We start from the raw sequence: 25,983 nt of genomic DNA on the forward strand, positions 1-25,983 counted from the left end.
GTGGCGGCGGCGCTCAGGATCCGGACTGACCGCGGCCGGTGGCGTTCTGCAGCCGGTCGATGTGCTCGGAGGCCTGCGCCTTCGTCAGGTCGGCGGGGAGCTCCTCGCCGGCCTCGCGCGCCAGGGTGTCGAGGTAGCTGCGCTGCGGGCCGGTCATCGGCTCGTCGCCGGTGACCCAGTCCTCGGGGTCCTTGCTCGCGCTCGTCGAGCTGTCGTCGCCCCGGGCCCCGAGGGTCTCCTCGGTGGCGCCGATCGTCTCGGGCGAGCCGGAGGTCGTGGCGTCGGGGGTCGTTGCGTCGGTCTGTTCTGCGTCAGTCATGCGGCAACGGTACGTCGAGCGGGCGATCGCGGAGGAGGGGTTGCGCGTCCACGTCGGACCGGTCTCGGAATAGCGATGGACGACCCCCGGTTGACCCAGGCGACCGCGTGCGGCCGCACCGTCCACGAAGGAGACCCATGTCCGACACCGCTTCCGGAACCGTCCGATCCGCCGACGACCCCGCTCCGTCGCAGGGCGTCGCCATCGGCATCCTCGGTGCCGGCAAGGTCGGCACGGTCCTGGCACGACTCGCGGTCGCCGCCGGCTATCGGGTGCTCATCAGCGGTTCGCGCGACGCCGCCCGGATCGCCCTGACGATCGACGTCCTCGCTCCGGGTGCCGTCGCCACGACCGCCGCCGAGACAGCGACCCAGGCCGACATCGTCATCCTCGCGCTGCCCCTCGGCAAACATCGCTCGGTGCCCGTCGACGAGCTGCGCGGCAAACTCGTCATCGATGCCATGAACTACTGGTGGGAGGTCGACGGCCACCGCGAGGACCTCAGTGCGCCGGAGACCTCGACGAGCGAGCTGGTCGCCGCCTTCCTGCCGGAGTCCCGGGTCGTGAAGGCGTTCAACCACATGGGGTACCACGACCTCGACGGGGAGCCACGTCCCACCGGCGCACCGGGCCGCAAGGGCATCGCGATCGCCGGCGACGCCCCCGCGGACCGGGCGGCCGTCTCGGCCGTGGCGGACGCCCTCGGGTTCGACCCGGTCGAGATCGGGCCGCTGCGGGCTGGCGTCGTCCTCGAACCGGGGCACGAGCTCTTCGGGGCGAACATCGGTGCCGACGAGATCCGCGAGGTCGCCGAGGTGCGGGCGTTGGCCGAAGCCGAGGCCGGCGTCCGCTAGGCGACGCGGCGGGTTCCCGCGCCGGACGGTCTCGACCGTTCGTACCACTCTCGGGTGCAGCGCCGACTTTGGGCGTGCCGACCCGGATCACCTCGTCGAGCGCGTCGTCAAAGCCGTACTCAGCGAGGAGGAACGCCCGACCGGCCTCGGATGCCCCGTCGCCGGTCAACGGCATCGCGCTCGCGCGAACCGGGGTGCACCCATCCGTCGATCGTCCGATCAGCGCCTCATTCGTTTCCGTGCCGATCAGCCCCGCACTGCCTGCTCGCGCTCGAACTCGTCCCGCCAAAAGTACTCGGGCTCGAAACCGAGTCGTGTGCGGGCCTTGTCGATGGACATGAGCGTCTCGAACTCGCCGAGCCCCGCCCGCAGCGGGACGCCGGGGAAGTGCGTCGCCGCGAGCTCCGCCGACGGCACGGTCGTCCCGTTGTCGGAGGCGCACACGTCGAAGACCTCGAAGCCGGGCTCCGCTCGGGTCAGCGCCAGCGCGACCGCCTGCGCACCGTCACGTGCGTCGACATAGCTGAACAGGAGATCGCGTCGGTACCCGGGCTCCGACGCCCGCGCGAACGTGCCGTACTCCCCCGGCGCTACGACGTTCGTGAACCGCAACGCGGTGATCGACGTCCCGTCGGCCCACCGCACCAGCTGTGCGGCCATCGCCTCCTCGGCGACCTTCCCGAGCGCATAGGTGTTGTTCGCGCGACTGACGGTCTCGTCGATCGGCAGGAACTCGGGCGCCTCATCGAACGGGAATCCCATGGCCGTGATGCTCGACGCCGTCACGATCGTCCGGATGCCCGCCCGCAGCGCCGCGTGCAGCACGTTGAACGACCCGGTCAGGTTGTTGTGGAACGTCGCCGCATCCGGCACGAGCCCGTTCACCGGGATCGCGGCCAGGTGCACCACGGCGTCGAGACCTGCGAACCTCGCCGTCACCCCGAGCAGGCTGTCGATCGTCTGCCCGTAGTCGGTCAGGTCCACACGGGTGAACCCCGGCCCGGCCGTGCCCGCGACGTCGAGTCCGTGCACGTCGTGGCCGTCCCGCAGCAGTCGTTCGACGGTGGCGGAGCCGAGCTTGCCCGAACTCCCGGTGACGGCGATGCGCATACGGACGATCCTAGGCTCGGGCCGGGAAGTCGGCGGGCAGCGGGAGTGCGGTCACCACGTGCCCGGCTGCGTCCTCCTCGTTCGCGTGCAGATGGCCGACGCGCCCACCGGCCGGGAGTCCCGTCTCCGTGAAGAAGCCGCGGATCGTCTCGTACACCTCGACGATGTCGTGGGTGTCGCCCGCCTGCGTCAGCACGATGTCGCCCGACTGCACGTAGCGCTCGCCACCGTCGACGAGCACCTTCCCCTTGCCCTCGGTGATGAACCAGATCTCGTGGTCGTCGTGGTGGTGCCGGTCGAACCGTCCGCCGTCGACCGACACCGCGAACCGCCCGATGGTGCCGATCTCGCTCCAGTCCGGCTTCGAACCCGGATGCACCCAGGAGCCCGGTTCGATCACCGGCATCAGCGGTCCTGCTTCCAGCTCGGCGCCGTTCCGGCGTCGAGGATGCGCGCGTCGGGCAGGCCGTCGAGCCCCGTCTCCGCGCCACCAGGGGTGTACACGACCGACAGTCGCAGCGGGCGCCACGTCGTGTTGTAGGTGGAGTGCACGGTGTCCTTCGGGATGTACACGGCGTCGCCCTCGCGGATCGGGAACGCGGGACCGTCGCCGACGGTCTGCACGCCCTCGCCGGAGATCACCGTGATGACCTCCTCCTCGCCCGGGTGCTGGTGGGGTGCGTGGCCCTGTCCGGGGTAGACGATGACCTCGCCGACCGTGAGTCCGGCGCCCTCGTCGAGGTGCGGGGTGACGAGCCACTTGATGGTGCCCCAGTCGAAGACCCGGGTGGGGACCTCGTCGGGGCGACGGCCGGCGGTGGCAGGGGTGATGGCTGGTTCGGTCATGAGATGCTCCTCGTCGAGTGGTCGGGTGGTCGGTCGTGCCGTCGGTCAGCGGGTCTGGATGGCCTTGAAGTCTTCGATCTGGCGTTTGATCGCCCGCTCGGTCGGGAGGCGTTCGGCCGAGGACGCGCCGAAGAAACCGGCGACGCCCGTCGTGTTGGCGAGGATGAAGGCGGCGTCCTCCGGTTCGGCGATCGGACCGCCGTGGCACAGCACGATGACGTCCGGGTTGATCGCGACGGCCGCGTCGCGCATCTCCTGCACCCGGTGCGCCGACTCCTCCAGCGAGAGTGCCGTGGTCGCGCCGATCGTGCCGGCCGTCGTGAGGCCCATGTGCGGGACGAGGACGTCAGCACCCGCCTCGGTCATCGCGACCGTCGACTCGACGTCGAAGACGTACGGGGCCGTGAGGAGGTCACGCTCGGCGGCGAGGCGTATCATGTCGACCTCGAGGTCGTAGCCCATGCCCGTCTCCTCGAGGTTCTGGCGGAAGACGCCGTCGAAGAGCCCGACGGTCGGGAAGTTCTGCACGCCGGTGAACCCCATCGTTTTGAGCTCGTCGAGGAAGCGCTCCATGATCCGGAACGGGTCCGTCCCGTTCACGCCGGCGAGCACCGGGGTGTCGCGGACGATCGGCAGCACCTCCCGACTCATCTCCACGACGACCTGGTTGGCGTCCCCGTAGGCGAGCAGGCCCGACAGCGAGCCGCGACCGGCCATCCGATACCTGCCGGAGTTGTAGATGATGATGAGGTCGACGCCGCCCGCCTCCGCGGACTTCGCCGAGATGCCGGTGCCTGCCCCGGCGCCGATGACGGCCTGTCCGCGCGCGACGGTGGCGCGAAGTCGTTCGAGTGCGATGGTCCTGTCCATGGTCAGTCCTGTTCCGTGGTGTCGGTGCGGTTCCTGTCGCCGTCTCGCTCGATCACAGCGTGGAGGGCGTCGGCGGCGAGCCTCGCGAACACCGGATCATTGAGATGTTCCGGACGGTCGACGACCGTGACCGCGCTGCCCTGCACACCCGCGAGCACGGCTTCTATGAGTGCAGCATCCGCCTCCGCGTCGCGGAAGGGCAAGCCCTCGGCGTCGAGCGCCGAGACGCCGCCGCGCGGGATCAGCAGCACGGTGGGGGCCTCGGCGCCGCTGAGCTTCGCCCCGATCCGCTCGCCCAGCTCGCGGTTCTCGTCGACCGTGGTGCGCATGAGCGTCACCGTCGCGTTGTGGACGAAGAAGTCGCGATCGGCGAACCGCTCCGGCACGGTGTCGCGAGGGCCGAAGTTGACCATGTCGAGCGCACCGAGGCTGACGAGCTGTGGGACGCCTGCCGCGCCGGCCGCGGTGAGTCGGTCCGGGCCCGCCGTCAGCACGCCGCCGACGAGATCGTCCGCGAGTTCGGTGGTGGTGAGATCGAGGACCCCTGCGAGCATGCCGCTCCGAGCGAGCGATTCCAGGGCCCGCCCGCCCGAACCGGTGGCGTGGAAGACGAGGACCTCGTAGCCGAGTTCGTCGAGCCGCTCACGGGCCACGTCGACCGCCGGCGTCGTGACCCCGAACATCGACGCCCCGACGAGCGGGCGGTCCGTCCGCTCGGCGGACGAGGCCGGACCGCGCGCCTGCGCAGCCGCCGCCATGCCGGCGATGGCCGCCACCGCGTTCCCGAGGACGGCACGGGAGATCTGGTTGATCCCGGCGATGTCGACCACGCTGTACATGAGCGTCACGTCGTTCGCGCCGACGTACGGCGCGACGTCCCCGGACGCCATCGTCGACACGAGGAGCTTCGGGGCCCCGATCGGCAGTTCGCGGAAGACCCGGGCGGCGATGGCCGAGCCGCCGCTGCCACCGAGGGCGAGGACGGCGTCGACCCGCCCGGTGGCGTGCAGCCGTCCGATCACCGTCGCGGCACCTTCCGCCATCGCGCTCACGGCGGCTCCACGGTCATCCGCGGCGAGCAGCGTGTCGAGATCGGTCCCGCCAGCGGCGGCCACCTCGTGGTTCGGGTGGTCCACGGCAGCGTCGTACCCGTGGGGCTCACGCGTTCCGGCGTCGACGACCACGACGTCCGCTCCCAGTTCGCCGAGACGCCCGGCGACCCATCGGTACTCGGCGCCCTTCGTATCGAGGGTGCCGACGAGGGCGACGGTCGGTCTGGCTGGTGCTTCGGGTGCGGTCATCGTCGCTCTCCATCGTCGTCGTCGTGAGCGCAGGACGGCCGTGTGTCGGCGCGCCCCACCTGACGGATCCGCTTCGACCCCGCCAGCGCCTCCATCCTGGTCCAGGTTTTGAAACGTGTCAAGAAGTGTTGCATCTTCCTCGCTTTCTCGCATACCAACGCTGTAGCATCGGGTTTTGAAACGTGTCAGAGTTGATCGCCGAGCGAGCTGCGACGCGCCCAGCCTGACGAAAGGACCAGCAGCCACGATGGTGACCACGAGCGCCCCCAGATTCGAGCACCTCCGCGAGGCCCGAGGGATCGGCGACGCCACCCCGAGGCTGAGCTGGACGAATCTGGCGCCCGCCGGCTGGGAGCAGCACGCCGCCGAGATCGAGATCACCCGCGACGGACGGGTCACGACCACGGGCCGGGTCGCCACCGGTGAATCCGTCCTCGTCGCCTGGCCCGCCGCTCCGCTCCGCTCGCGTGAGGTGGCATCGGTGCGCGTACGGGTGTGGGGCACCGACAGGGGCCCTGGCCAGGCGGTCGAGGTGTCCGACTGGAGCCCGGTGGCGACGGTCGAGGCCGGCCTGCTCGCACCGGGCGACTGGGTCGCGGTGCCGGTCGCAGCCGACTGGGATGAGGAGCCGGAGAGCGACACGCGTCGGCCACCGCTGCTGCGGCGGGGCTTCACCGTCGGTGCCGGCCTCGTGTCGGCGCGGTTGTACCTCACAGCGCACGGTGTCTACGAGGCGGAGATCAACGGTCGTCGCGTCGGGGACGAGGCGCTCGCGCCGGGTTGGACCAGCTACGCGAGCCGGCTGCGCACGGCGACGCATGATGTCACCGAGCTCCTGCACCCCGGCGACAACGCGATCGGCTCCTGGATGGGCGACGGCTGGTACCGGGGTCGACTGGGGTGGCGCGGTGGCTTCCGCAACCTGTTCGGCTCGGACCTCTCGCTCATCGCCCAGCTCGAACTCCGCTATGAGAACGGTCGCGTCGAGACCATCGCGACCGACGAGCACTGGCGCGCCTCGTTCGGCCCCATCGTCAGCTCCGGCAACTACGACGGTGAGCACTACGACGCCCGCGAGGAGCTCCCCGGATGGTCGGAGCCCGGCTTCGACGACAGCGGGTGGGTCGGCGTACGGATCGGCACCCGCGATCCGGCCACCTTCGTCGCACCGCAGGGACCCCCGGTGCGCGCGACGCAGGAGGTCGCGCCGATCGCGGTCCTCACGAGCCCGAGCGGCAAGCGCATCCTCGACCTCGGCCAGAACCTCGTCGGTCGATTGCGGATCCGGGTCACCGGTCCGGCGGGCGAGACGGTCGTGATCCGGACAGCGGAGGTCATGCAGGAGGGCGAGATCTACACCCGCCCACTCCGCGAAGCGAAGGCGACCGACAGCTACACCCTCGCCGGCCGCCCGGCTCCGGCGGACGGCGGTCCCGCGGAGGAGTGGGAGCCGCGGTTCACGATCCACGGTTTCCGGTACGCGGAGATCACCGGATGGCCGGGCGATCTCGACGAGGCGGTCGCGAACGGCGACGTCGTCGCGCGGGTCTACCACTCCGACCTCGAGCGGACGGGCTGGTTCGAGAGCTCCGACGAGCGGGTGGACCGCCTGCACGAGAACGTGCTCTGGAGCATGCGTGGGAACTTCGTCGACCTCCCCACCGACTGCCCGCAGCGGGACGAGCGCGTCGGCTGGACCGGCGACCTGCAGGTCTTCGCGCGCACCGCCTCGTTCCTGTACGACGTGTCGGGCATGCTCGGCTCCTGGTTGCAGGACGTCGCAGTCGAGCAGCACGAGGACGGCACCGTGCCCTGGTACGTCCCGTTCATCCCCGACGACGGCCAGTGGACGCCGAACCGACCCGGCGCCGTGTGGGGCGACGTCGCCGTCCTCACCCCGTGGGTGCTCTACGAGCGCTTCGGCGACATCGGCGTCCTCGCGGCCCAGTACGACAGCGCGAAGCGGTGGGTCGACCTCGTGCACCGCCTCTCCGGCCCCGACCACCTCTGGAACGAGGGGTTCCAGCTCGGCGACTGGCTCGACCCGGCCGCACCACCGGATCGGCCGGCGGAGTCGCTCACCGACCGCCACCTCGTCGCCACCGCCTACTCGGCCTGGTCCACAGCGCACCTCGCGAAGACCGCCGCCGTGCTCGGTCGCATCGACGACGCCGAGCACTACGCCGAGCTCGCTGAGGCGACCCGCCGGGCGTTCCTCGCGGAGTACGTCGGCGAAGACGGGCTGATGACGAGTGACGCGCAGACCGCGTACTCGCTCGCGATCGCGTTCGAGCTCCTGCCGGACCCGGCGGCAGTGGACCGTGCCGGCGAGCGGTTGAGCGCCCTCGTCGCCGCCGCCGGCAACCGCATCGCGACGGGCTTCGTCGGGACGCCGATCGTGAGCGACGCGCTGACGACGTCGGGCCATCTCGACCGCGCCTACGACCTGCTGCTCGAGGACGAGTGCCCGTCCTGGCTGTACGCGGTGGGCCAGGGCGCGACCACGATCTGGGAGCGCTGGGACAGCATGTTGCCCGACGGGACCGTGAACCCGGGGCAGATGACCTCGTTCAACCACTACGCGCTCGGAGCGGTGGCCGACTGGCTGCACCGGGTCGTCGCCGGCATCGCTCCGTCCGCACCCGGCTACCGCTCGATCCTGTTCCGGCCCCGACCCGGCGGTGGGCTCACCCACGCCTCGGCCGTGCACCTGACGCCCTACGGTCGGGCGTCGATCGCTTGGCGGATCGAGTCGGACACGTTGCACGTCGAGGTCGAGGTGCCCACGGGGACGACGGCCGTCGTCGACCTGACGGGCGCCGAGCCGGTGTCGGTGACGAGCGGTACGCACCGCTTCGAGGTGACGGTCGGGACGGTGGACGATCCATTCAGAGGAATAGAACCGCTCCGCGCGACGCTGTAGTCAGCGTGAAGAAGATCGGGTTCCTGTCCTTCGGACACTGGCAAGACGTTCCGGGCTCCAGCGTGCGCACCGGACGCGACGCACTGCTGCAGAGCATCGACCTCGCGGTCGCAGCAGAGGAGGTCGGCGTGGACGGCGCCTACGTGCGCGTGCACCACTTCGCCCGGCAGCTCGCGTCACCGTTCCCACTGCTGGCGGCGATGGCGGCGAAGACCTCGACGATCGAACTCGGCACCGGTGTCATCGACATGCGCTACGAGAACCCGCTCTACATGGCCGAGGAGGCGGCGGCCACCGACCTCATCAGCGACGGCCGACTGCAGCTCGGCGTGAGCCGGGGATCACCCGATACGGCCCTCCGCGGGTCGGAGTCGTTCGGCTACGTACCGGGCGACGACGAGACCGACGCGGACATCGCCCGCTCGCACACCGAGGTGTTCCGGGCGGCCATCGCCGGTGCGGGCGTGGCCCGCGCGAACCCGCAGATGACGGGGACGAACGGACTGCTCGCGATCCAGCCGCAGTCGCCGGAGCTCGGCGAGCGCATCTGGTGGGGTGCCGGCTCGCGGTCCACCGCGGTGTGGACAGCGGAGCAGGGCATGAACCTCATGTCGTCGACGCTCCTCACCGAGGACACCGGGGTGCCGTTCGACGAACTGCAGGCGGAGCAGATCCAGATGTTCCGTGACGCCTGGACCGAAGCCGGTCACGAGTGGCAGCCGCGGGTCTCCGTGAGCCGCAGCATCCTGCCGCTCATCGACGACGAGACGCGCCGCTACTTCGGACTGCGCGCCCAGGCCGACTCGAAGGACCAGGTCGGACACCTCGACGGCGGACTCGCGCGCTTCGGCCGCAGCTTCATCGGCGAGCCCGACGTCATCGCCGCCGAGCTCGCGGCCGACGCCGCCGTGCAGGCCGCCGACACCGTCCTCGTCACCGTCCCGAACCAGCTCGGCGTCGACTTCAACGCGCGCATCCTCGAGGCGATCGTCAAGGACATCAAGCCGTCCCTGGGGTAGCCCAAGGAGGCCAACGTCGAACCACAGTGGTACGCTTTTCTGTACCACTCCAGGAGGCTCTTCATGTCAGCGATCACCGCGACCGACGCACGCAAGAACCTGTTCGGTCTCATCCAGCAGGTGAACGACGACCACGTCCCCGTCGAGGTCGTGTCGAAGCGGGGGAACGCGGTCCTCGTCTCGAAGGACGATTACGACGCCATGGTCGAGACGGCCTACCTGCTCCGCAACGCCAAGGGTGCCGAACGCCTCCTCGCCTCGATCGAACGCGCGCGGAACGGCGAGTTCGAGAGCCACAAGCTGCTCGACGCGTGACCCGGCAGCTGGCCTTCGACCGCAGCGGCTGGGAGGATTACACCTCCTGGCAGAGCCAGGACCGCAAGACGCTCAAGCGGATCAATCTGCTCATCCAGGACGTCCTCCGGGATCCGTTCGTGGGCATCGGGAAGCCCGAGCCCTTGAAGCACATCCTCTCTGGAGCCTGGTCCCGACGGATCGACGACGCGAACCGACTCGTGTACCTGGTGACCGACACCCACATCGTCATCCTGCAGGCGCGCGACCACTACTGACGATCGGCGCCGGTCCCGCCCGCGCGCAGCCACGGCCCGAAGGCGCGCACGAGGAGCGGCATCACGACGAAGGTGAGCAGCGAGACGAGCGTCACCGACAGGATGAGCGTCACCACCGGGATCGGCAGGCCGAGGATGAGTGGCCCGAGCGCCAACAGCAGCAGCGTGATGAGCGGGTACACACCGAGCCAGGTGACGACCGCCATCTTCCAACGGGGCGGCGGCGTCATGCGGCGTACGCCCCGGCGGCGATGTCCTCGATCAGCGTCGGCCCGATGGGTTCCCACCCATAGGCGGCTCGGGTCGCCGTGTTGGACGCCGTCATCTCGGCACCGAAGAAGCGCCCGATGAACCCGAAATGCTCCACCGCGTCGTCCGGGTCGATGGACGTCGTCGGGAGGCCGAGCACCTCACCGATCGCCTCGGCGATCCGGCGGGTCTGCACGCCTTCCTCACCGACGGCGTGCACTCGGGCCCCCGCAGGAGCCTGCTCGAGCGCGAGTCGCACGAGTCGGGCCGCATCACTACGGTGCACGGTAGCCCAGGAGTTCGAGCCGTCGCCGATGTATCCGGAGACACCCGTGCGCTGCGCGGCCGCGACGATCTGTGCGATGAACCCGTGGTCGTGGTGGCCGTGCACGGTCGGTGCGAAGCGGAGAGCGATGCTCCGGACCCCGCGATCCTGGTAGTCGAACGCGAGGTTCTCACTTCCACCGCGCATCGACTCCGGCCCGACGGCCGGGTGTGGATCGGTCTCGAGTACCGGCCGGTCCGCGTCGGGTCGGAACAGTCCTGAAGCGAGGCCGAGTGTCTTCCCGGACCCGACCAGCGCTTCGGCAAGCGTCTCGACCGCCGCACGCTCAGCGCGGTTCGACTCCGCAGGGTTCGACCAGTCGTGCTTGTTCGCGAGATGGAGCGTCGCCTCGGACTCCACGGCTCCGCGACGAAGCGACGCGAGGTCGTCGAGATCACCGCCGAGGACGGTCGCACCCTTCGCTTCGAGGGAAGCCGCGGAGGCGTTGCTGCGGGCGAGGCCGAGCACCTCGTGACCCGCCGCGAGCAACTCGTCGACGGCGGCACTCCCGATCCAGCCGCTTGCTCCGGTAACGAAAACACGCATGGCGTGCTCCTTTCATGTCAGTGAATGACATCACTCTAGCACCTGATGTCAGCCACTGTCATCGCTAGGATGGATCCATGGCTCGTTGGCAAGCGGATACCGAGGGGCGGCTCAAGCTGGCCGCCATCGAACTCTTCGGGACGCACGGATTCGAGGCCGTCACCGTGAGCGACATCGCCGCAGCCGTCGGCGTCACCGAGCGCACCTTCTTCCGCTACTTCACCGACAAGCGCGAGGTGTTGTTCACGAACCAGGACGACTATCAGGCGCGGTTCCTGGACGCGCTCCTCGCATCCGAAGCCACGGCGCCGATGACACTCGTCGAGGCCGCACTCCACGGGGGCGCGGCGTTCTTCGCGGACGAACGGCGCTCCTGGTCCCGCGCGCGCCAGCGGATCGTCGACTCCAGCGCGGCACTGATGGAACGCGAGTCCCTCAAGCGCAGCTCGCTCACCGACGCCCTCACGACCGCGCTCATCGCGAAGGGCGTCGCCCCCGTGCCGGCGGCACTCGCAGCACAGAGCGGCTCTGCAGCCTTCCATCTGGCCTTCGCCGCCTGGATCGCCGACGACGAGACGAGATCGTTCACCGAACTGCTCGACGTCGTCCTCGCCGACCTCCACCGGCTGCTCGGCTGACGCCGAAGCGACGGGGAACGGCCCCGCCTCGCGCGACGTCCGTCGCTCAGGCCTCGGCAGCCGACCACCGACGCAGATAGGGCGTTTCGCGTTGCGCCGCGAAGAAGTCGGAGACGGCCGCCGCGTTCCGTCGGACGAGCGGGTCCTGCTCCACGCCGCCGGTCGACCAACCGAAGGGGAACGGGAAGCGGTCGGCGACATGGTCCATCAGGTACCGCACGAACGTCCAATCGTCGTCGAGCACGGCGTCGACACGGCTCACGCCGCGCTCGCGGAAACCAGCCGTCCATCGACCCGTGGCGTCGCGGCTGGCCGAGAACTCAGGGTCGCTGAAGTACCCGACCTGCGTCGCAGTCGGCTCCGCCCAGAGCATGCCTCCGCCGCTCGACGAGGCACGGACCGCCTCGACGAGCGACACCGGGGTCCAGGCGACGGGCAGTCGCGTCAGCAGCGCCACCCCGAGGACCACAGCCGAGGGATGATCCGGCGCTCCGGTGGCCCCGTCGCCACTCGAGGCAGAACGCTGCAGAGCGCCGGCCGAGGCGATCACCGAGCACAGCGCCAGGGTCTCGGCGAACGGCCCGCCGGACGCACGACCGATCTCGGCGACATGGACGGCGAGCGCGCGATGGAACGTCTTCGATTCGTCCAGGTCGCGGAACGGTGGGACCGGGATGCGGACATCGGGGACGATCTCGGGCCACGACTTCGACATGCCCCGATGCTAGTCCGCGGCCGATCCCGGGAGCGCCGAGGGAACCTGCCAGGCGCCGGCTCCGTCGCGCTCGAGCGGGAGCTCGGCGGTGATCGCCGGGCCGGCGGTCGGCAGCGGCGCGAGGATGCGCGGTTCCGGCTCCAGAACCACCTCGATGCCGGTCGCCTGCAGCTCCTCCACGTCGAGCACGATGAGCACGAGCGGCAGCTGGAGCGATCCGTAGACGCGCTCGAGCACTTCGGGCAGCCGGTCGGCGGTCGTCGCGTGGACGAAGCCGGCGTCGACGAACGGCACGGCTCGCGTCGACACCTCGTACTCGCCGAACGGCCGACTGGCCTCCCAGTCGTCGACGATCGCGACATGCAGGATCTTCGTCATCTCCACCCTCTCCATTCAATGAGACGTTACCGTATCATTAGAGCATGGAATCGAGACGTGGTCGCCCGACGGCAGCCGAACGCGACCGCCGCCGCGGCGCGATCCTCGACGCCGCCATCCGCCGGTTCACCGAGCACGGGTACGGCGGGACGACGATCGAGGCGATCGCCGCCGACGCGGGCGTGACGAAGCGGACCATCTACACCTGGTTCGGTGACCTCGCCGGCGTGCTGACGGCGGCGGTCGAACGCCAGCACGGGTACCTCCTCGCGGCCGACGATCCAGGCTCCGAGGCGGAGCCTCTCGAGGACGCGGCCACCCGACTGGTCATCGCGCTGCACTCGGACGTCTCGGTCGCGCTGCACCGACTCGTGATCGCGGAGTCTCCGCGCTTCCCCGAGGTCGCCGCCGGTTTCTACGCGGCCGGCCCGGCCCGCTCGATCGCGTTCCTCTCCGGCCACGTCGGCGAGCGGGCGGAGCAGCTCTACACCCTGCTCCTCGGCGAACCGCATCGACGCAGGCTGCTCGGCCTGGCCGCTGCGCCGACACCGGATGCAGCACGGGCGCACGCCCGCGCGTGCCTGGCGCTGGTCTCCAGGAGGAGCCACCCACCGCGCGCTCAGCGGTCGTAGACCTCGCGACGGTGCGCGATCCGGAACACGGTCACCAGCACGACACCGTCCAGGATTTCGTAGAGGACGCGATAATCGCCGACCCCAATCCGCCATGCGTTCTCGAACCCGACCAGCTTGCGCACACCAGTCGGTCGGGGGTCGGCCTCCAGCTCACCGATGGCGAGGAGCAGCCGTCGCCGCAACTGGGGATCGAGCTTCCTGACCTCACGAGCGGCAGCGGAGGTGAACTCGACCATGTACCTCGTCAAGCGTCGAGCTCGGCGCGCAGCTCGTCGAGTGAAACGCGGGTTCCGTCGTCTTCAGCCTGAGCCGCTCGGAACTCCGCCTCGTCTCGTGCCGCCTCGAAGGACTCCAGCAATTCGAGGTCCTCAACACTGATGACCACAGCCGCGAGTTTCCCGTGCCTCGTCACACCGATCCGCTCGTGCGCATAGCCGACCCGGCCGAAGACGTCTGCGAGGCCTTCACGAAGATCTCGCGTCGAGAGGGAGTGGGTGATCGTGATCATCGCCCCATGGTATCGAAATGTGTACACAATTACATCTGTTCACAGATGGTGTATTCGGGCATCAGCGTTCGGAAGTACGCTCAGCGGTCGAGCGTCACCACGTCGCTCAGGCCTGCGGTCGCGTCGGCGGCCAGGACGCCGTCCCGCGCGAAGTCGGCCCACATCTGACGCAGGAAACGTCCGCGTCGGTCGACCTCCTCCCAGGTCGCCGAGCCGATGAGCGCCGTCCGGCTCCACGATCGTTCGGTCCCGAGGAGAAGCGGCAGATCGGTGACATGGGACGCTCCGTAGGGACTACCGGGCGGCGCCCAGCTGAGCTCGTACCGCGTCGCTCGACCGCCCGACGCGCGATGCCGTTCGACGAACTTCCGGGCGTCGCGGGTGTAGGTCACGTGCGTGGTCGCGCCGACGAGCGCCCGCCGGATGGGGCCACCGACGAGCGGCGCCGAGGTCATGCGGGCGAAGGCCGGAATGAGCGGCACGTACAACCGGGTCTCCTCCGTCGTCGAACCGATGAGCACGTCGATGCGCGACGCCGCCTCACGCCAGGCGGTGTCGCGGTCGGCCTCCGCCGGAAGCGGCGCGTGACCGTACTGGGTGCCGAACGCCATGCCTCCGCGCAGTCCGAACCGACGAGCGGCTCGCTCCACCCGCTCCTCGAGCGCCAGCAACTCGACCACCGGCGTGTCCCGTGTCGGGCTGCCCGCCGCTCGCATCATCGCGCTCGCCATCTTCGCCCGACCACTGCTGATGCCGAGGGGCGCGCTCTGGATGATGGCCCGCTGGAAGAGCCCCGCGGTGCCGTCGCTGATCATGAGGTGCGCGATCGCATCGCCGCCCGCCGACTGCCCGAACAGCGTGACCGACGCCGGATCGCCACCGAACGCGCCGATGTGCTCGTGGATCCACCGGAGCGCGAGGACGAGGTCCAGCAGGCCGAGGTTCGCCGGCAGCGTCTCACCGTCACCGAGGAAGCCGAGGATCCCGAGCCGGTACGTGACCGACACCACGATGACCCGCTGCTCGACGACCAGGCTGATCGGATCGTAGACGTCGAGGTCACCGGCGCCCGTGACGTAGGCACCACCGTGGATCCACACCATCACCGGCAGCGACTCGTCCGGGCGCACGTCCGCAGGGATCGTGATCGAGAGCGCCTGGCAGTCCTCGGAGTCGACCATGCCCTCACCGGCGCCTTCGAGGACGGCCTCGAGCACCCGCGAGGAGCGCTGCGGTGAAGCAGGCGCCCGCTCGAAGGCCCGGAACGGCACTGGATCGCCGTCGGAGCCGACGGGAAGACCGATCTGCTCCGGCACCTCGAAGCGACCAGCACGCGCGTACGGGATGCCGCGAGCTCGCACCACCGCGCCGTCGACCCGCCCCAGGATCGTGCCGAGGGAGGTCTCGAAGCCGCGCACGTCCGCCTGCGGCATCGGAGGCGCGGAGGCCTCATTGCCAGGCGCTTCGGATGTCGGGCTCGCGTGCGACTCGGTCATCTGTCCACGCTATCCCCGAGCGGCCTGCGCACGACTCCTGCTCGACGGGCTCACACCGAAGACACGGCAGCCCGAACCGGGCCGAGCTGCTCAGTGATGGCCGGTCGAGCAGGAGTTGCAGACGACGGTCCTGTCTACGGGATGCGGATGTAGACCGGATCCCCCCAGATCGTCAGACGGTGCTGGACGTAGCGACCCCAGTCGGGAGAGTCGTACATGCCGCCCGCGCCGTCGTAGATCGCGATGTGACCTTCCGGCCAGTAGAGCAGGTCACCGGCGACGGCCTCGGACGCCGAGATCTGCACGCCCGATGCGGCCTGCGCACCGGCGCCGCGAGGCAGGGACACACCGAACGCCGCGAAGACGTACTGCACGTAGCCGTCGCAGGCGAAGCTGTCGGACGGGTCGTTGCCGTTGCCGTAGGGGACGACGCCGACGAACTGTGCCGCGTAGGCGAGGATCGCCTCGCCGGATCGGGCGACGGCTGGGGCCGCGTAGGTGCGTCCCGCCGAAGCCGACGCGGACGATGAGGAGGCGGCGGATGCACTCGCGGCCGCCTCGGCTGCAGCAGCTGCGGCGGCGGCCGAGGCGGCGTCGACCTCCTCCTGGCTGGTCGCGCCGTAGCCGTCGCGCACGAAGGGCACATCGGTTGCGGTCGACGGCACGGAGTACGACACCGACTGCATCGTCGCCGCAGACGGGATCGCGCCACCGGTGGCCGCATCGACGTCGACGCCGGCAGCGGCCGCCGGCAGTGACACCGACACGAAGAGCCCGGTTGCGAGCGTCATGACGCCGAACGTGGCGAACGGCTTGGCGCGCTTCGCGAAGGAGCTCTTGGCGCGTGGGGCCGAGGGCCGCTTGGTGGGCACGAGGTCGACGTGACGTCGCTCCTCCTCGGCGGAGGCGGTCCAGCTGGCGTCCTCGAGGCGAGCCGCGCGACGGGCGGCCCGCGGGCTGAGGGCCACGTGGCGGCCGCCGGTCCGGGCGGGGGCCGCGGGGGTCACGGCCGGAGTGTTCGGGTCGCGGCGCTCGAGGGCGCGCGCAGGGGTGGTGCTGGTCATGTGCGGGGTACCGTCCTGGGTCTCGGTCGCGTCGGGGGCGCGCTCGGTTCATGCTCGGTGGGTGCAGCATCGCCTCGGCAGAGCCGTCCCTCGATGACCGCGGTCGACCGGTTGCCCGATCCGAGGAAGGCGAAACGGCCACCCTACGTGGGCCTCCCTGAGAGGAACCTCCGCTCGGCGTGGCCTGCGGAGGACCGATGAAGCCGGACCCACTGTCCTGCTAGCATCGTGCTAGCACTCCATTTCCACGAGAGGTGACGACATGCCGACAGTGACCGTCCGCAATCTCGACGACGACACGAAGCGCGGTCTGCAACAGCTCGGCGCCTTGCACGGACGATCCATGGAAGCGGAGATCCGGGCGATCCTCGCCGCGGCTGTCAGGACGACGACGCCTGAAGACCTCCGCGCCTCCTCGGCCGCAGACATCGACCGACCCGGGCTGGCGGAGCGTATTCATCAGCGCTTCGTCGACCTCCACCTCGACGGTGAACTCGTCATCGAACTGCCCGAGCGCACCACGACCGTCCCACCGAATCCGTTCGAGGACGCTGCGAGCGCCGACGCGGATGACCAGACCCCGAGGTGATCATCCTCGACACGAACGTCGTCTCGGAACTGTTCAGACCACGGCCCGACCCGACGGTGGTCCGGTGGCTCGATCGGCAAGACGAGGCCGCCCTCCACCTCACGGCGATGACCGCTGCCGAGCTCCTCGAAGGAGCCCTGCGCCTCCCTGCAGGCGCTCGCCGATCGGCGCTCGTCGGGGCCGTGGCGACCGTGCTCGATGCCGACTTCGCAGGACGCGTCCTCCCCTTTTCTGCGGAAGCCGCGCTCGACTACGCGGAGCTCATGACGACGCGACGCCGCTCCGGCAACCCGATCGGACCTCAGGATGCGATCATCGCGGCCATCGCGCGATCCTCCGACGCCGCGCTCGCGACGCGGAACACGCGCGACTTCGCGGGTGTCGGTCTCCGCCTCATCGACCCGTGGGTCCCCGACCACCCGGCGTGACGCAGGGTGGCACCAGACTCAGGCCGGGTCGACGCCGACCGTCGACTGCCGGACGACGAGCTCCGGTTGGAAGACGATCTGCTCGGGCACGCGTCGAGCGCCAGCGTCCGCCTCACGGAGCAGGAGCTCGACGGCGGTGTGGCCGATGAGCGCGCTCGGCTGACGGATCGACGAGAGTGGGACGACCGCCGCCGACGCGAAGTCGATGTCGTCGTACCCGATCAGCGCGATCTCGTCCGGCACGCGCACCGAACCGAGCATGCTGAACGCCTGCAGGACCCCCATCGCGAGGAGGTCGTTGGCCGCGAACACCGCGTCGGGCCACTCGTCGCGAGGACGGTTCCGGATGGTCTCGCCCGCGGAACGGCCCTGCAGCACCGTCAACGCGGTGGTCTCCACGACCTCGAGGGTCACTTCGGCACCACCTGCCGCGGCTGCATCGACCGCCTGGCGCGCACCGGCGAGCCGATCGACGACCTGACGGAGCGAAGACGGACCGCCCACGACCGCGATGCGACGCCGACCGAGTCCGATGAGGTGCTCGACCGCGAGCCGCCCGCCCGCGACGTCGTCGACGGCGACCGATGAGAAGCTCGTGTCATCGGTCTGCCGGTCGACGAGGACCGTCGGCGTCCCGCGGTCGCGCAGCCGGCTGAGCCGGGTGAGATCGTCGCCGAGCGGGGTGATCAGGACGCCGGCGACCCGCTGCTCCTCGAAGAGGTCGAGGTAGGCGCGCTCGCGGTCGACGCTCTCGTCGCTGTTGCCGAGGAGGACGGACCATCCCTCGGCATCGGCTCGATCCTCGGCGCCGCGGGCGACGTCGGTGAAGAACGGGTTGCCGACGTCGAGCACGACGAGGCCGACACTGCGGCTGCGACCAGCCCGGAGCTGGCGGGCCGCGTCGTTCCGGACGAAGCCGAGCTCGTCGATCGCCGCGTGGACGCGGTCGACCGTGACGGGCGAGACCTTCTCGGGGCGGTTCAGCACGTTGGAGACGGTCCCGACCGAGACGCCGGCTCTCGCCGCGACGTCCTTCACGCTCGCGCTCACGGCTCCCCTTCGCCTGTCGGGCCCGCCGGGTGACGCCGGACGGGCTGGCTCATTGTTGCACGCAGGGCCTCCTCGCGCCCGCGCGGTCGGCTGTCCCCGGTCATCTCCGTCCCCAACTCAGGAGTTCTCCGGCGCGGCGCCCCCGCCCGCCCCCGACACACCGGGCAACTCCTGAGAACGGGCCACCCACCCACATCCGTCCCCGACTCAGGAGTTCCCCGGCGCGGCGCCCCCGACCCCGACACACCGGACAACTCCTGAGAACGGGCGACGATCAGGCGGGATCGCCCGGCCTGGCCGACGCGGCGGGCAGGGTGACGACGACCTCGAGACCGTGGCCGGGACGGTTGCGGAGCACGATCTCCCCACCCGCGTTGCGCGCGATGGCGGCGACGATCGCGAGCCCGAGACCGGAACCGTGCCCGGAGGACCGCGTCGCGTCCGAGCGACTGAACCGCTCGAGCGCCCGCGGTTCGAAGGCCGGGTCGAGCCCCCCGGCGTTGTCCGACACCCGCAGGGTGAGCTGACCACCGTCGTCGTCGAGCATGACCGACACCCGGCGCGGAGCACCCCCGTGCTCGGTGAACGCCTGCAGCGCGTTCCCTGCGAGGTTGTCGACGACCCGGCCGACCTCGTCGGCGCGCACGGCGTACACCGCCGCGCCGTCCCCCGGCCCGCTCTCGGCGATCGCACTCACGTACTCGACCTCGATCCCGGCCAGCGCGTCGTCCGAGGCGACCCGGAACCGTGCGCGCTCGACCGCTTCGAGCACGTCGGCCTCCAGCCTGGCCGCGCTCGTCCGCTCCTCCGGCGTCGCCGCCTCGATGCGGGACAACTCGAGCAGCGAGGTGACGAGCGCCGACAGCCGCGTCGCACTGCGCTCGGCCCCCTCGATGTCGGCGAGCAGTTGCTCGCGCGACGAGTCCTCGAGGCGCGCGAGTTCGAGCTGGGTGCGGAGGATCGCGAGCGGCGTCCGGAGCTCGTGACTCGCGTCGGACACGAGCTGCCGTTCGCGGTCGGCCGAGGCCCGCAGCCGCTCGATGAGGTCGTTGAGGGTGATCGCGAGCTGCGCGATCTCGTCGTCGGCACGGCCGACCGGCAGCACCTCGTCCGTCGACCGCTCGCTGAGACTCTGCGCACTCACCCGGAGCCGGGTGACGGGCCGGAGCGACACCGTCGTCAGGATCCACCCGCCGGCCGCCACACCGAGGACGAGGAGCGCGAAGGACCCGACGAGGAGGAGCCGCATCTGGACCAGGACGGTCGTCTCCTCGGCCTCGTCGCGCCCGGCGATGACGTACCAGGTGTCGCCACCGACGGTCACGGGCTGTGACAACAGGATGTAGGTGGCGGCACCGGCGTCGACCGTGGTGACCTCCCGCGTCGCAGCGAGCGCTGGGAGCGGCGCGGCGAGCGTCGTCGGCAGGCTGAAGACCGGGATGGAGCCGTCGGGGGCGATGACGGCGATGCGGGTCCCGAGGCCGGGCCCCTGGAGCGGGTCGTCGGGTCTCGCCTGCAGCGCGAACACGTATTGCGCGCCGTCACTGCGGAGCGCCTGCACGGTGCCGTCGCGGACGATGCGCTCCAGCTGGGCGTTGATCGCGAGCCCGGCGAAGAGCGACACGACGACGGCGATGAGCAGACTGCCCCCGGCGATCCGCGTGCGGATGCCGTGGTGCCGCGTCGACCGGCGACGGTCCGACGACACGCCGTCAGCTCCCTGCGGCGACGAGCGAGAACCCCACGCCGCGGCTCGTCACGATGCGGACGCCCGCCTCCGCCAGGTCGAGTTTGCGACGGAGACGACTGATGTACTGGTCGACGACGTTCGGGTCGATGTTGTCGAAGGTCTCCCAGACCTCCCGCAGCATGGCCGCCCGGGAGACGACGACGCCCGGCTCGGTCGCGAGCACCCGGAGGACATCGAACTCGGTCCCGCTCAGCGGCACGTCGTGGTCACCGACGCGTGCCCGGTGCCGGTGCAGGTCGAGCGTCAGCCCACCGACCTCCAAGCGCGGCTGCACGGTGAGCGCGTCCCGCCGCCGGACCGCGCGGATCCGGGCGGCGAGCTCGGCGAAGGCGAACGGCTTGATCATGTAGTCGTCGGCCCCCGCATCGAGCCCTCGGACCCGGTCGTCCACGGCGTCGCGCGCCGTGAGCAGGATCACCGCGAGCGTCGGGTCGAGGCCTTTGAGCTCGCGGCAGACGGCGAATCCGGAGAGCCCCGGGAGCATGACGTCGACGACCGCGACCTGGAAGCCCGCGTCGCCACCGGCCGCCGGCGCGATCGCCTGCCGCGCGAGGTCCAGTGCGGTCGGGCCGTCGAACGCGGTCGTCACGTCGTGGCCGTCCGACCCGAGACCGCGGGAGAGGAGGCCAGCCATCTCGCGTTCGTCATCGACGACGAGGATCCGCACGGTCGTCCTCCTTCGCCATCGAGCATCCACAGCCTAGGCGAGCCGACCTGGGCACCGTTTCTGAAGGTCCTGTCAGGAACGACCGCTTCGCCTTGCCGCCCGCGATCCGGCGGCCATACAGTGCAGGTGCTCCCGACCCTGAATCGATTCACATCTCGCCGGGAGCAAGCCCCTCACCGTGGAGGAACGGACCCTCAATGACGATCGACCATCCAGCGCAGCCGACGCGCACCGAGCCCGCCGGGCGCAGCGCCCAGCCGGCGCTCTCCCTCATCGGAGCCGCCAAGACCTTCGGCCCCGTCGTCGCCCTGGCCGACGGCACCATCCGGATCGAGGCCGGCGAGATCCACGCGCTCGTCGGTGAGAACGGCGCCGGGAAGTCCACGCTCGTGAAGATCCTCGCCGGGCTCTACACCCCCGATGCCGGCGACTTCACCCTCGCGGGGAAGCCCGTCGCGTTCCGCGGGGTCGCCGACAGCAAGGCCGCGGGCATCTCCGTGATCTACCAGGAGCCGACCCTGTTCCCCGACCTCACCGTCGCCGAGAACATCTTCATCGGCCGCCAGCCGAAGAACGGCCTCGGCCTCATCAGCACGGGCGCCATGCGGAAGGCCGCCCGCGCCCTGTTCGACCGCCTCGGCGTCCAGATCGACCCCGACCGCGTCGCCGAAGGCCTGTCGATCGCCGACCAGCAGATCATCGAGATCGCGAAGGCCATCTCGCTCGACGCCAAGGTGCTCATCATGGACGAACCGACCGCCGCGCTCTCCGGCGTCGAGGTCGACCGCCTCTTCCAGGTCGCCCGCTCCCTGCGCGACGCGGGCGCCGGCATCCTGTTCATCTCCCACCGCTTCGAGGAGGTCTTCGCGCTGTGCGACCGCATCACGGTCATGCGCGACGGCCGCTACATCGCCACGCACGTCACGAGCGAGACGACGGTCGACGCGATCGTCCGGCAGATGGTCGGTCGCGACATCGCCGCCCTCTTCCCCAAGCAGGACGCGGAGATCGGCGACGCGGTCCTCACCGTCGACGGGCTGTCGCGCGCCGGTGTCTTCTCCGACATCTCGTTCACGGTGCGCTCGGGTGAGATCGTCGCCCTCGCGGGACTCGTCGGCGCCGGGCGCACCGAGGTCGCCCGCGCCGTCTTCGGCATCGACCCCTACGACACCGGACGCGTCACGCTCGACGGCAAGCCGGTCAAGGCCGGCGACCCGCAGGCGGCGATCGACGCCGGCATGGGCTTCGTCCCGGAGGACCGCCGCAAGCAGGGTCTCGTGATGGACCTGTCGGTCGCCCGCAACGCGACCCTCACCCTCCGCCACCGGCTCGCGCGGTTCGGGATCATCTCCGGCCGCCGCGAACGCGAGGCGGCCGAGGAATGGTCGGCTCGCCTCCAGGTGAAGACCGGCTCCCAGGAGTACGCGGTCTCCACCCTCTCCGGCGGCAACCAGCAGAAGGTCGTCCTCGCGAAGTGGCTCGCCACCGAGCCGACCTTCCTCATCGTCGACGAGCCCACCCGCGGCATCGACGTCGGCACGAAGAGCGAGGTCCACCGCCTCATCTCCGAGCTCGCCGGTCGCGGCATCGCGATCCTCATGATCTCCTCCGAACTGCCCGAGGTCCTCGGCATGGCCGACCGCGTCCTCGTCATGCACGAGGGCCGGATCACCGCCGAGCTCACCCGCGAAGAAGCGACCCCGGAGACCGTGATGCACGCGGCCACCGGTTCCCTGGAAGGCGCACGATGACCGACACCACCACCAAGCCGGGAGGCGGCGGCCCCGTCACCGTCGCGACCGAGCGCACGACGAACCCGATCGCGTCGATCGTGCGACTCCGGGAACTCCCGGTCACCGTCGCCCTCGTCGTCCTCGTGCTCGTGACCTACCTCGCGAACCCGCTGTTCCTGTCGGCGCAGGGGGTGAAGGACCTCCTCCTCAACGCGACGATCATGATCATCCTCGCCGTCGGTCAGGCGCTCGTCATCATCACCCGCAACGTCGACCTGTCCGTCGGCTCGATCCTGGGGCTCGTCGCCTTTGCGACCGGCACGATGTTCGCGACGATGCCGCAGCTGCCGATCATCGCGGTGTTCGCCATCGCGATGCTGCTCGGCGCGGTGCTCGGTGCGATCAACGGTGCGCTCGTCACGATCGCGAAGGTCCCCGCCCTCGTCATCACCCTGGGCACGCTCTACATCTACCGAGGCTTGAACAACGCGTGGGCCGGTGGCACGCAGTACTTCGCGGACGACCGACCCGACGCGTTCGGGAATCTGTCCGTCGACACCGTCCTCGGCTTCCCGGTCATCACCCTCATCGCGATCCTCGTCGTGGTCGTCGTCGCCGTCTACATGGCCGGCGCACGGTCCGGCCGCGACCTCTACGCGATCGGGTCGGACCCCGACGCCGCGAAGCTGTTCGGCATCCCGGTCGGCCGCCGCGTGTTCCTCGCCTTCCTGGCGAACGGCCTGCTCGCCGGACTCGCCGGCGTGCTCTACGCCTCCCGCTTCAACTCGGTCGGCGCGACCACCGGGTCGGGCATGGAGCTCGACGTCGTCGCAGCGGCCGTCGTCGGTGGTGTCGCGATCTTCGGCGGCAGCGGCTCCGTCGCCGGGGCCGCGATCGGCGCGATCCTCCTCACCACCATCACGAGCGCCCTCACCGCCCTGCGCGTCGACAAGTTCTGGCAGCAGGCGATCGTGGGCATCCTCATCCTGGCCGCGATCGTCATCGACCGCGTCGCCAGCCTCCGTACGGCCAAGAAACTGCGAATGAGCGAGGCACGCGATGTCTGATCTGAAGACCCCGGCAGCCCCGAAGGCTCCGTTCACCAAGGGCTCCGGCCCGCTCGGCACCGACACCACCGGCGTGCTCGTGGCCGAACCGAAGGGCCGCACCGGCGCTTCGCGCATCCTGCTCGGCCGCGACGCCATCATGATCTACGCGCTGCTCGTCGTCGTCATCGGCGCCTGCCTGCTCATCCCGCGGTTCGCCTCCCCTGTCACCGTCGGCTTCCTCCTCCTCGACGTCATCCCGATCCTCCTCATCGCGATGCCGATGACGCTCGTGATCATCACCGGCGAGATCGACCTGTCCGTCGCGAGCACCGCGGGCCTCACGAGCGCCGTCATCGGTGTGCTGTGGGCCGGCGGCGGGATGGACATCGGGGTCGTCCTCCTCATCGGGCTGCTCGTCGGAGTCGTCGCCGGCGCGTTCAACGGCTTCCTCATCGCGGTGGTCGGACTCCCGTCGCTCGCGGTGACGATCGGCACGCTCGCGCTGTTCCGCGGTCTCGCGCTCGTCGTGATCGGCGACAACGCGGTCGCGAACTTCCCACCCGAGCTCACCGCGTTCTTCACGTCGAAGATCGGCTCGACCGGCATCCCCGTGGTCATGGTCGGGGTCCTCGTCGTCGTGCTCGCCTTCGGGGTCATCCTGCACCTGACCCCCTTCGGCCGCGGGCTCTACGCGCTCGGGTACAGCACGGAGGCGGCGAGCTTCGTCGGCATCAAGGTCGCCCGCTCGAAGTTCTGGCTCTACGTCGCGACCGGCGGCGTCTCCGCCCTCGCGGGGGTGTTCTGGACGCTCCGCTACTCGAGCGCCCGCAGCGACAACGCCTCCGGGCTCGAACTCGCCGTCATCGCGGCAGTGCTCCTCGGCGGCGTCTCGATCTTCGGCGGTAGGGGTTCCATCCCGGGCGTCGTCGCGGGTGTGCTGCTCATCGGCACCATCAATTACGCGCTCCGGCTCGGCCGCGTCTCCGACGTCGTCCTCATCATCGTGACCGGGACCCTGCTGATCGCCTCGGTGGTCGGCCCCAGTATCTTCGAATCCGTCAAGCAGTGGAACCACCACCGACGGATCCGACGCAGCCTGCCCCAGCACTGATCTCCCGATCGGCGCAGCCCTCGGGGCACCCCACGCCACAGCACCAGGCGTATCCAGAAAGGAACAGACAATGCAGTCGATTCGAAACCGCGCAGCAGGCCGTCCGGCCCGTCGCGCAGCGGCCCTCATCGCCGCAGCAGCCTCCCTCGCGCTGATCGCGACGGGGTGCGCCACCGGCGACTCCGCGGGATCAGGTGGTGGCGGCGGTGCCGCGGAGAGCATCACCTTCATCCCCAAGCAGCTCAACAACCCGTACACGGACGTCGTGCTCGGCGGCGGCAAGGACGGCGCGAAGGCGGCCGGCTTCAGCGCCACCGAGGTCGTCGGCCCGCTCGAGGCGAGCGCGTCCAGCCAGGTGTCGTTCATCAACGCCGAGACCCAGGCCGGCACGAACGTCATCGTCATCGCGGCGAACGACCCCGACGCCGTCTGCCCCGCCCTCAAGGAGGCCCGCGACGGCGGCGCGAAGATCGTCGCGTTCGACTCCGACACCAGCAAGGACTGCCGCGACGTCTTCATCTCACAGGTCGTCGCCAAGGACGTCGCCCTGATCCAGACGAAGCTCATCTCGGAGCAGATCGGTGGCTCGGGCGAGATCGCGATCCTCTCGGCCACGGCCAACGCGACGAACCAGAACGAGTGGATCAAGTACATGGAGGAGGAGCTCGCCTCCAACCCGGACTACAAGGACATCAAGCTCGTCGCCAAGGTCTACGGTGACGACGACGACACGAAGTCGTTCCAGGAGGCCCAGGGTCTGCTCCAGGCGCACCCGAACCTCAAGGGCATCATCTCGCCCACGACGGTCGGTATCGCCGCGACCGCCCGCTACCTCTCCACCTCGGAGTACAAGGGCAAGGTCGCGCTGACCGGCCTCGGCCTCCCGAACGAGATGCGTCCGTTCGTGAAGGACGGCACCGTCACCGCGTTCGCGCTGTGGGACCCGGCTCAGCTCGGCTACGTCGCCGCGTTCGCCGGCAAGGCACTCGCCGAGGGCACGATCACGGGCAAGGAGGGCGACACCTTCGAGGCCGGCGACCTCGGTGAGCGCGAGGTCGGCGCCGACGGCACCGTCATCGTCGGCCCGCCGACCACCTTCGACGCGTCGAACATCGACAAGTACGACTTCTGACCCGTTCGCAATTCAGGACGGCCTCGGCGCGTCGCCCCCGGACCCTCGGATCCGGGGGCGACGCGCCGTTCGCGTCCTGAATTGTGAACCGCACGTGCATCCGATG

The 25,983-nt window shown here is 70.2% G+C and carries 30 protein-coding genes; 13 read left to right on the forward strand and 17 right to left on the reverse strand.

What is annotated here, in order from left to right; all coding sequences use genetic code 11:
- Positions 1-13: 13 nt before the first annotated feature.
- Positions 14-319 carry a DUF3072 domain-containing protein gene (locus tag QRN44_RS01455; protein WP_064295746.1) on the reverse strand — a complete coding sequence of 102 codons (306 nt, stop codon included), beginning with the start codon at positions 317-319 and terminating at the stop codon, positions 14-16.
- A 137-nt stretch (positions 320-456) separates the two neighbouring features.
- On the opposite strand from QRN44_RS01455, the gene QRN44_RS01460 reads away from it, so the two are divergent.
- Positions 457-1,173 carry an NADPH-dependent F420 reductase gene (locus tag QRN44_RS01460; protein ID WP_121292232.1) on the forward strand — a complete coding sequence of 239 codons (717 nt, stop codon included), beginning with the start codon at positions 457-459 and terminating at the stop codon, positions 1,171-1,173.
- Positions 1,174-1,419: 246 nt separating this feature from the next.
- Here the strand turns inward: QRN44_RS01460 and QRN44_RS01465 are convergent, their stop codons facing one another.
- The 5 genes from QRN44_RS01465 to QRN44_RS01485 are packed head-to-tail and all read right to left on the reverse strand — an operon-like array spanning position 1,420 to position 5,300.
- On the reverse strand, positions 1,420-2,283 hold the full coding sequence (locus QRN44_RS01465; RefSeq protein WP_285038111.1) for an NAD-dependent epimerase/dehydratase family protein: 864 nt from the start codon (positions 2,281-2,283) through the stop codon (positions 1,420-1,422).
- A gap of 10 nt (positions 2,284-2,293) precedes the next feature.
- Positions 2,294-2,689, reverse strand: a complete 396-nt coding sequence (locus QRN44_RS01470) for an AraC family ligand binding domain-containing protein (RefSeq protein ID WP_071260405.1) — start codon at positions 2,687-2,689, stop codon at positions 2,294-2,296.
- Entirely contained in the window at positions 2,689-3,129 is a 441-nt protein-coding gene (locus QRN44_RS01475; RefSeq protein WP_064295734.1) for a cupin domain-containing protein, read from the reverse strand. Before QRN44_RS01475 ends, QRN44_RS01470 begins: the two co-directional genes overlap by 1 nt.
- Before the next feature lie 45 nt (positions 3,130-3,174).
- Positions 3,175-3,999 (reverse strand): phosphoenolpyruvate hydrolase family protein, encoded by an 825-nt coding sequence (locus QRN44_RS01480; RefSeq protein ID WP_064295733.1) that lies wholly within the window; start codon positions 3,997-3,999, stop codon positions 3,175-3,177.
- 2 nt (positions 4,000-4,001) lie between these two features.
- Positions 4,002-5,300, reverse strand: coding sequence for a Tm-1-like ATP-binding domain-containing protein (locus QRN44_RS01485; RefSeq protein ID WP_285038112.1), 1,299 nt, complete (start codon positions 5,298-5,300; stop codon positions 4,002-4,004).
- Between the two features lie 247 nt (positions 5,301-5,547).
- Here QRN44_RS01485 and QRN44_RS01490 point away from each other — a divergent pair, with 247 nt between their 5' ends.
- From QRN44_RS01490 to QRN44_RS01505, 4 genes are all read left to right on the forward strand, one after another.
- Complete coding sequence (locus tag QRN44_RS01490; protein ID WP_285038113.1) at positions 5,548-8,223, forward strand: family 78 glycoside hydrolase catalytic domain; 2,676 nt, start codon at positions 5,548-5,550, stop codon at positions 8,221-8,223.
- Between the two features lie 5 nt (positions 8,224-8,228).
- Positions 8,229-9,242, forward strand: a complete 1,014-nt coding sequence (locus QRN44_RS01495; protein WP_285038114.1) for an LLM class flavin-dependent oxidoreductase — start codon at positions 8,229-8,231, stop codon at positions 9,240-9,242.
- Between the two features lie 63 nt (positions 9,243-9,305).
- On the forward strand, positions 9,306-9,557 hold the full coding sequence (locus tag QRN44_RS01500) for a type II toxin-antitoxin system Phd/YefM family antitoxin (RefSeq protein WP_121292222.1): 252 nt from the start codon (positions 9,306-9,308) through the stop codon (positions 9,555-9,557).
- Entirely contained in the window at positions 9,554-9,814 is a 261-nt protein-coding gene (locus tag QRN44_RS01505; RefSeq protein WP_056010787.1) for a Txe/YoeB family addiction module toxin, read from the forward strand. Before QRN44_RS01500 ends, QRN44_RS01505 begins: the two co-directional genes overlap by 4 nt.
- Here the strand turns inward: QRN44_RS01505 and QRN44_RS01510 are convergent.
- On the reverse strand, positions 9,808-10,044 hold the full coding sequence (locus QRN44_RS01510) for a putative antibiotic biosynthesis monooxygenase (RefSeq protein ID WP_121292220.1): 237 nt from the start codon (positions 10,042-10,044) through the stop codon (positions 9,808-9,810). The two genes, QRN44_RS01505 and QRN44_RS01510, sit on opposite strands and share 7 nt — an antisense overlap.
- Positions 10,041-10,934, reverse strand: coding sequence for an SDR family oxidoreductase (locus QRN44_RS01515; RefSeq protein ID WP_285038115.1), 894 nt, complete (start codon positions 10,932-10,934; stop codon positions 10,041-10,043). The genes QRN44_RS01510 and QRN44_RS01515 overlap by 4 nt, the downstream gene beginning before the upstream one ends.
- Positions 10,935-11,011: 77 nt before the next feature.
- Here QRN44_RS01515 and QRN44_RS01520 point away from each other — a divergent pair, with 77 nt between their 5' ends.
- Entirely contained in the window at positions 11,012-11,572 is a 561-nt protein-coding gene (locus tag QRN44_RS01520; protein ID WP_285038116.1) for a TetR family transcriptional regulator, read from the forward strand.
- Positions 11,573-11,618: 46 nt separating this feature from the next.
- On the opposite strand, the gene QRN44_RS01525 is transcribed toward QRN44_RS01520, so the two are convergent.
- Together QRN44_RS01525 and QRN44_RS01530 are read right to left on the reverse strand one after the other, a co-directional pair.
- Positions 11,619-12,287, reverse strand: coding sequence for a hypothetical protein (locus tag QRN44_RS01525; RefSeq protein ID WP_285038117.1), 669 nt, complete (start codon positions 12,285-12,287; stop codon positions 11,619-11,621).
- Between the two features lie 9 nt (positions 12,288-12,296).
- Complete coding sequence (locus tag QRN44_RS01530) at positions 12,297-12,665, reverse strand: DUF952 domain-containing protein (protein WP_121292213.1); 369 nt, start codon at positions 12,663-12,665, stop codon at positions 12,297-12,299.
- Between the two features lie 44 nt (positions 12,666-12,709).
- On the opposite strand from QRN44_RS01530, the gene QRN44_RS01535 reads away from it, so the two are divergent.
- A complete protein-coding gene (locus tag QRN44_RS01535) occupies positions 12,710-13,297 on the forward strand; it encodes a TetR/AcrR family transcriptional regulator (RefSeq protein ID WP_285038118.1) in 588 nt (195 codons plus the stop codon).
- On the opposite strand, the gene QRN44_RS01540 is transcribed toward QRN44_RS01535, so the two are convergent.
- The 4 genes from QRN44_RS01540 to QRN44_RS01555 form a co-directional block, all read right to left on the reverse strand.
- Positions 13,285-13,536, reverse strand: a complete 252-nt coding sequence (locus QRN44_RS01540; protein ID WP_175118017.1) for a type II toxin-antitoxin system RelE family toxin — start codon at positions 13,534-13,536, stop codon at positions 13,285-13,287. The genes QRN44_RS01535 and QRN44_RS01540 overlap by 13 nt on opposite strands.
- An 8-nt stretch (positions 13,537-13,544) precedes the next feature.
- The gene (locus tag QRN44_RS01545) at positions 13,545-13,808 is read right to left on the reverse strand and encodes a type II toxin-antitoxin system Phd/YefM family antitoxin (protein ID WP_285038119.1); all 264 of its coding nucleotides are present in this window, start codon (positions 13,806-13,808) and stop codon (positions 13,545-13,547) included.
- 80 nt (positions 13,809-13,888) lie between these two features.
- Positions 13,889-15,304: a carboxylesterase family protein gene (locus QRN44_RS01550; protein WP_285038120.1), complete on the reverse strand. Its 1,416-nt coding sequence runs from the start codon at positions 15,302-15,304 to the stop codon at positions 13,889-13,891.
- Between the two features lie 134 nt (positions 15,305-15,438).
- Entirely contained in the window at positions 15,439-16,368 is a 930-nt protein-coding gene (locus QRN44_RS01555; protein ID WP_285038121.1) for a C40 family peptidase, read from the reverse strand.
- Between the two features lie 262 nt (positions 16,369-16,630).
- On the opposite strand from QRN44_RS01555, the gene QRN44_RS01560 reads away from it, so the two are divergent.
- Together QRN44_RS01560 and QRN44_RS01565 are read left to right on the forward strand one after the other, a co-directional pair.
- Positions 16,631-16,957, forward strand: a complete 327-nt coding sequence (locus QRN44_RS01560; protein ID WP_285038122.1) for a FitA-like ribbon-helix-helix domain-containing protein — start codon at positions 16,631-16,633, stop codon at positions 16,955-16,957.
- On the forward strand, positions 16,954-17,385 hold the full coding sequence (locus tag QRN44_RS01565) for a type II toxin-antitoxin system VapC family toxin (RefSeq protein ID WP_064295723.1): 432 nt from the start codon (positions 16,954-16,956) through the stop codon (positions 17,383-17,385). Before QRN44_RS01560 ends, QRN44_RS01565 begins: the two co-directional genes overlap by 4 nt.
- A gap of 18 nt (positions 17,386-17,403) precedes the next feature.
- Here the strand turns inward: QRN44_RS01565 and QRN44_RS01570 are convergent, their stop codons facing one another.
- From QRN44_RS01570 to QRN44_RS01580, 3 genes are all read right to left on the reverse strand, one after another.
- The gene (locus QRN44_RS01570; protein WP_199687180.1) at positions 17,404-18,435 is read right to left on the reverse strand and encodes a LacI family DNA-binding transcriptional regulator; all 1,032 of its coding nucleotides are present in this window, start codon (positions 18,433-18,435) and stop codon (positions 17,404-17,406) included.
- A 274-nt stretch (positions 18,436-18,709) separates the two neighbouring features.
- Positions 18,710-20,143, reverse strand: a complete 1,434-nt coding sequence (locus QRN44_RS01575; protein ID WP_121292201.1) for a sensor histidine kinase — start codon at positions 20,141-20,143, stop codon at positions 18,710-18,712.
- A gap of 4 nt (positions 20,144-20,147) precedes the next feature.
- On the reverse strand, positions 20,148-20,852 hold the full coding sequence (locus QRN44_RS01580) for a response regulator transcription factor (protein WP_285038123.1): 705 nt from the start codon (positions 20,850-20,852) through the stop codon (positions 20,148-20,150).
- A 197-nt stretch (positions 20,853-21,049) separates the two neighbouring features.
- Between QRN44_RS01580 and QRN44_RS01585 the strand changes: the two genes are divergently transcribed.
- The 4 genes from QRN44_RS01585 (at position 21,050) to rhaS (ending at position 25,877) form a co-directional block, all read left to right on the forward strand.
- Positions 21,050-22,603: a sugar ABC transporter ATP-binding protein gene (locus QRN44_RS01585; RefSeq protein ID WP_285038124.1), complete on the forward strand. Its 1,554-nt coding sequence runs from the start codon at positions 21,050-21,052 to the stop codon at positions 22,601-22,603.
- Positions 22,600-23,652 carry an ABC transporter permease gene (locus QRN44_RS01590; RefSeq protein WP_079003567.1) on the forward strand — a complete coding sequence of 351 codons (1,053 nt, stop codon included), beginning with the start codon at positions 22,600-22,602 and terminating at the stop codon, positions 23,650-23,652. Before QRN44_RS01585 ends, QRN44_RS01590 begins: the two co-directional genes overlap by 4 nt.
- Entirely contained in the window at positions 23,645-24,745 is a 1,101-nt protein-coding gene (locus QRN44_RS01595) for an ABC transporter permease (RefSeq protein WP_121292194.1), read from the forward strand. The genes QRN44_RS01590 and QRN44_RS01595 overlap by 8 nt, the downstream gene beginning before the upstream one ends.
- 70 nt (positions 24,746-24,815) lie before the next feature.
- Complete coding sequence (rhaS, locus tag QRN44_RS01600; protein ID WP_064294864.1) at positions 24,816-25,877, forward strand: rhamnose ABC transporter substrate-binding protein; 1,062 nt, start codon at positions 24,816-24,818, stop codon at positions 25,875-25,877.
- Positions 25,878-25,983 lie beyond the last annotated feature (106 nt).

The sequence above is a fragment of the Plantibacter sp. lyk4-40-MEA-4 genome, from assembly GCF_030209415.1.
Classification (GTDB): domain Bacteria; phylum Actinomycetota; class Actinomycetes; order Actinomycetales; family Microbacteriaceae; genus Plantibacter; species Plantibacter flavus_A.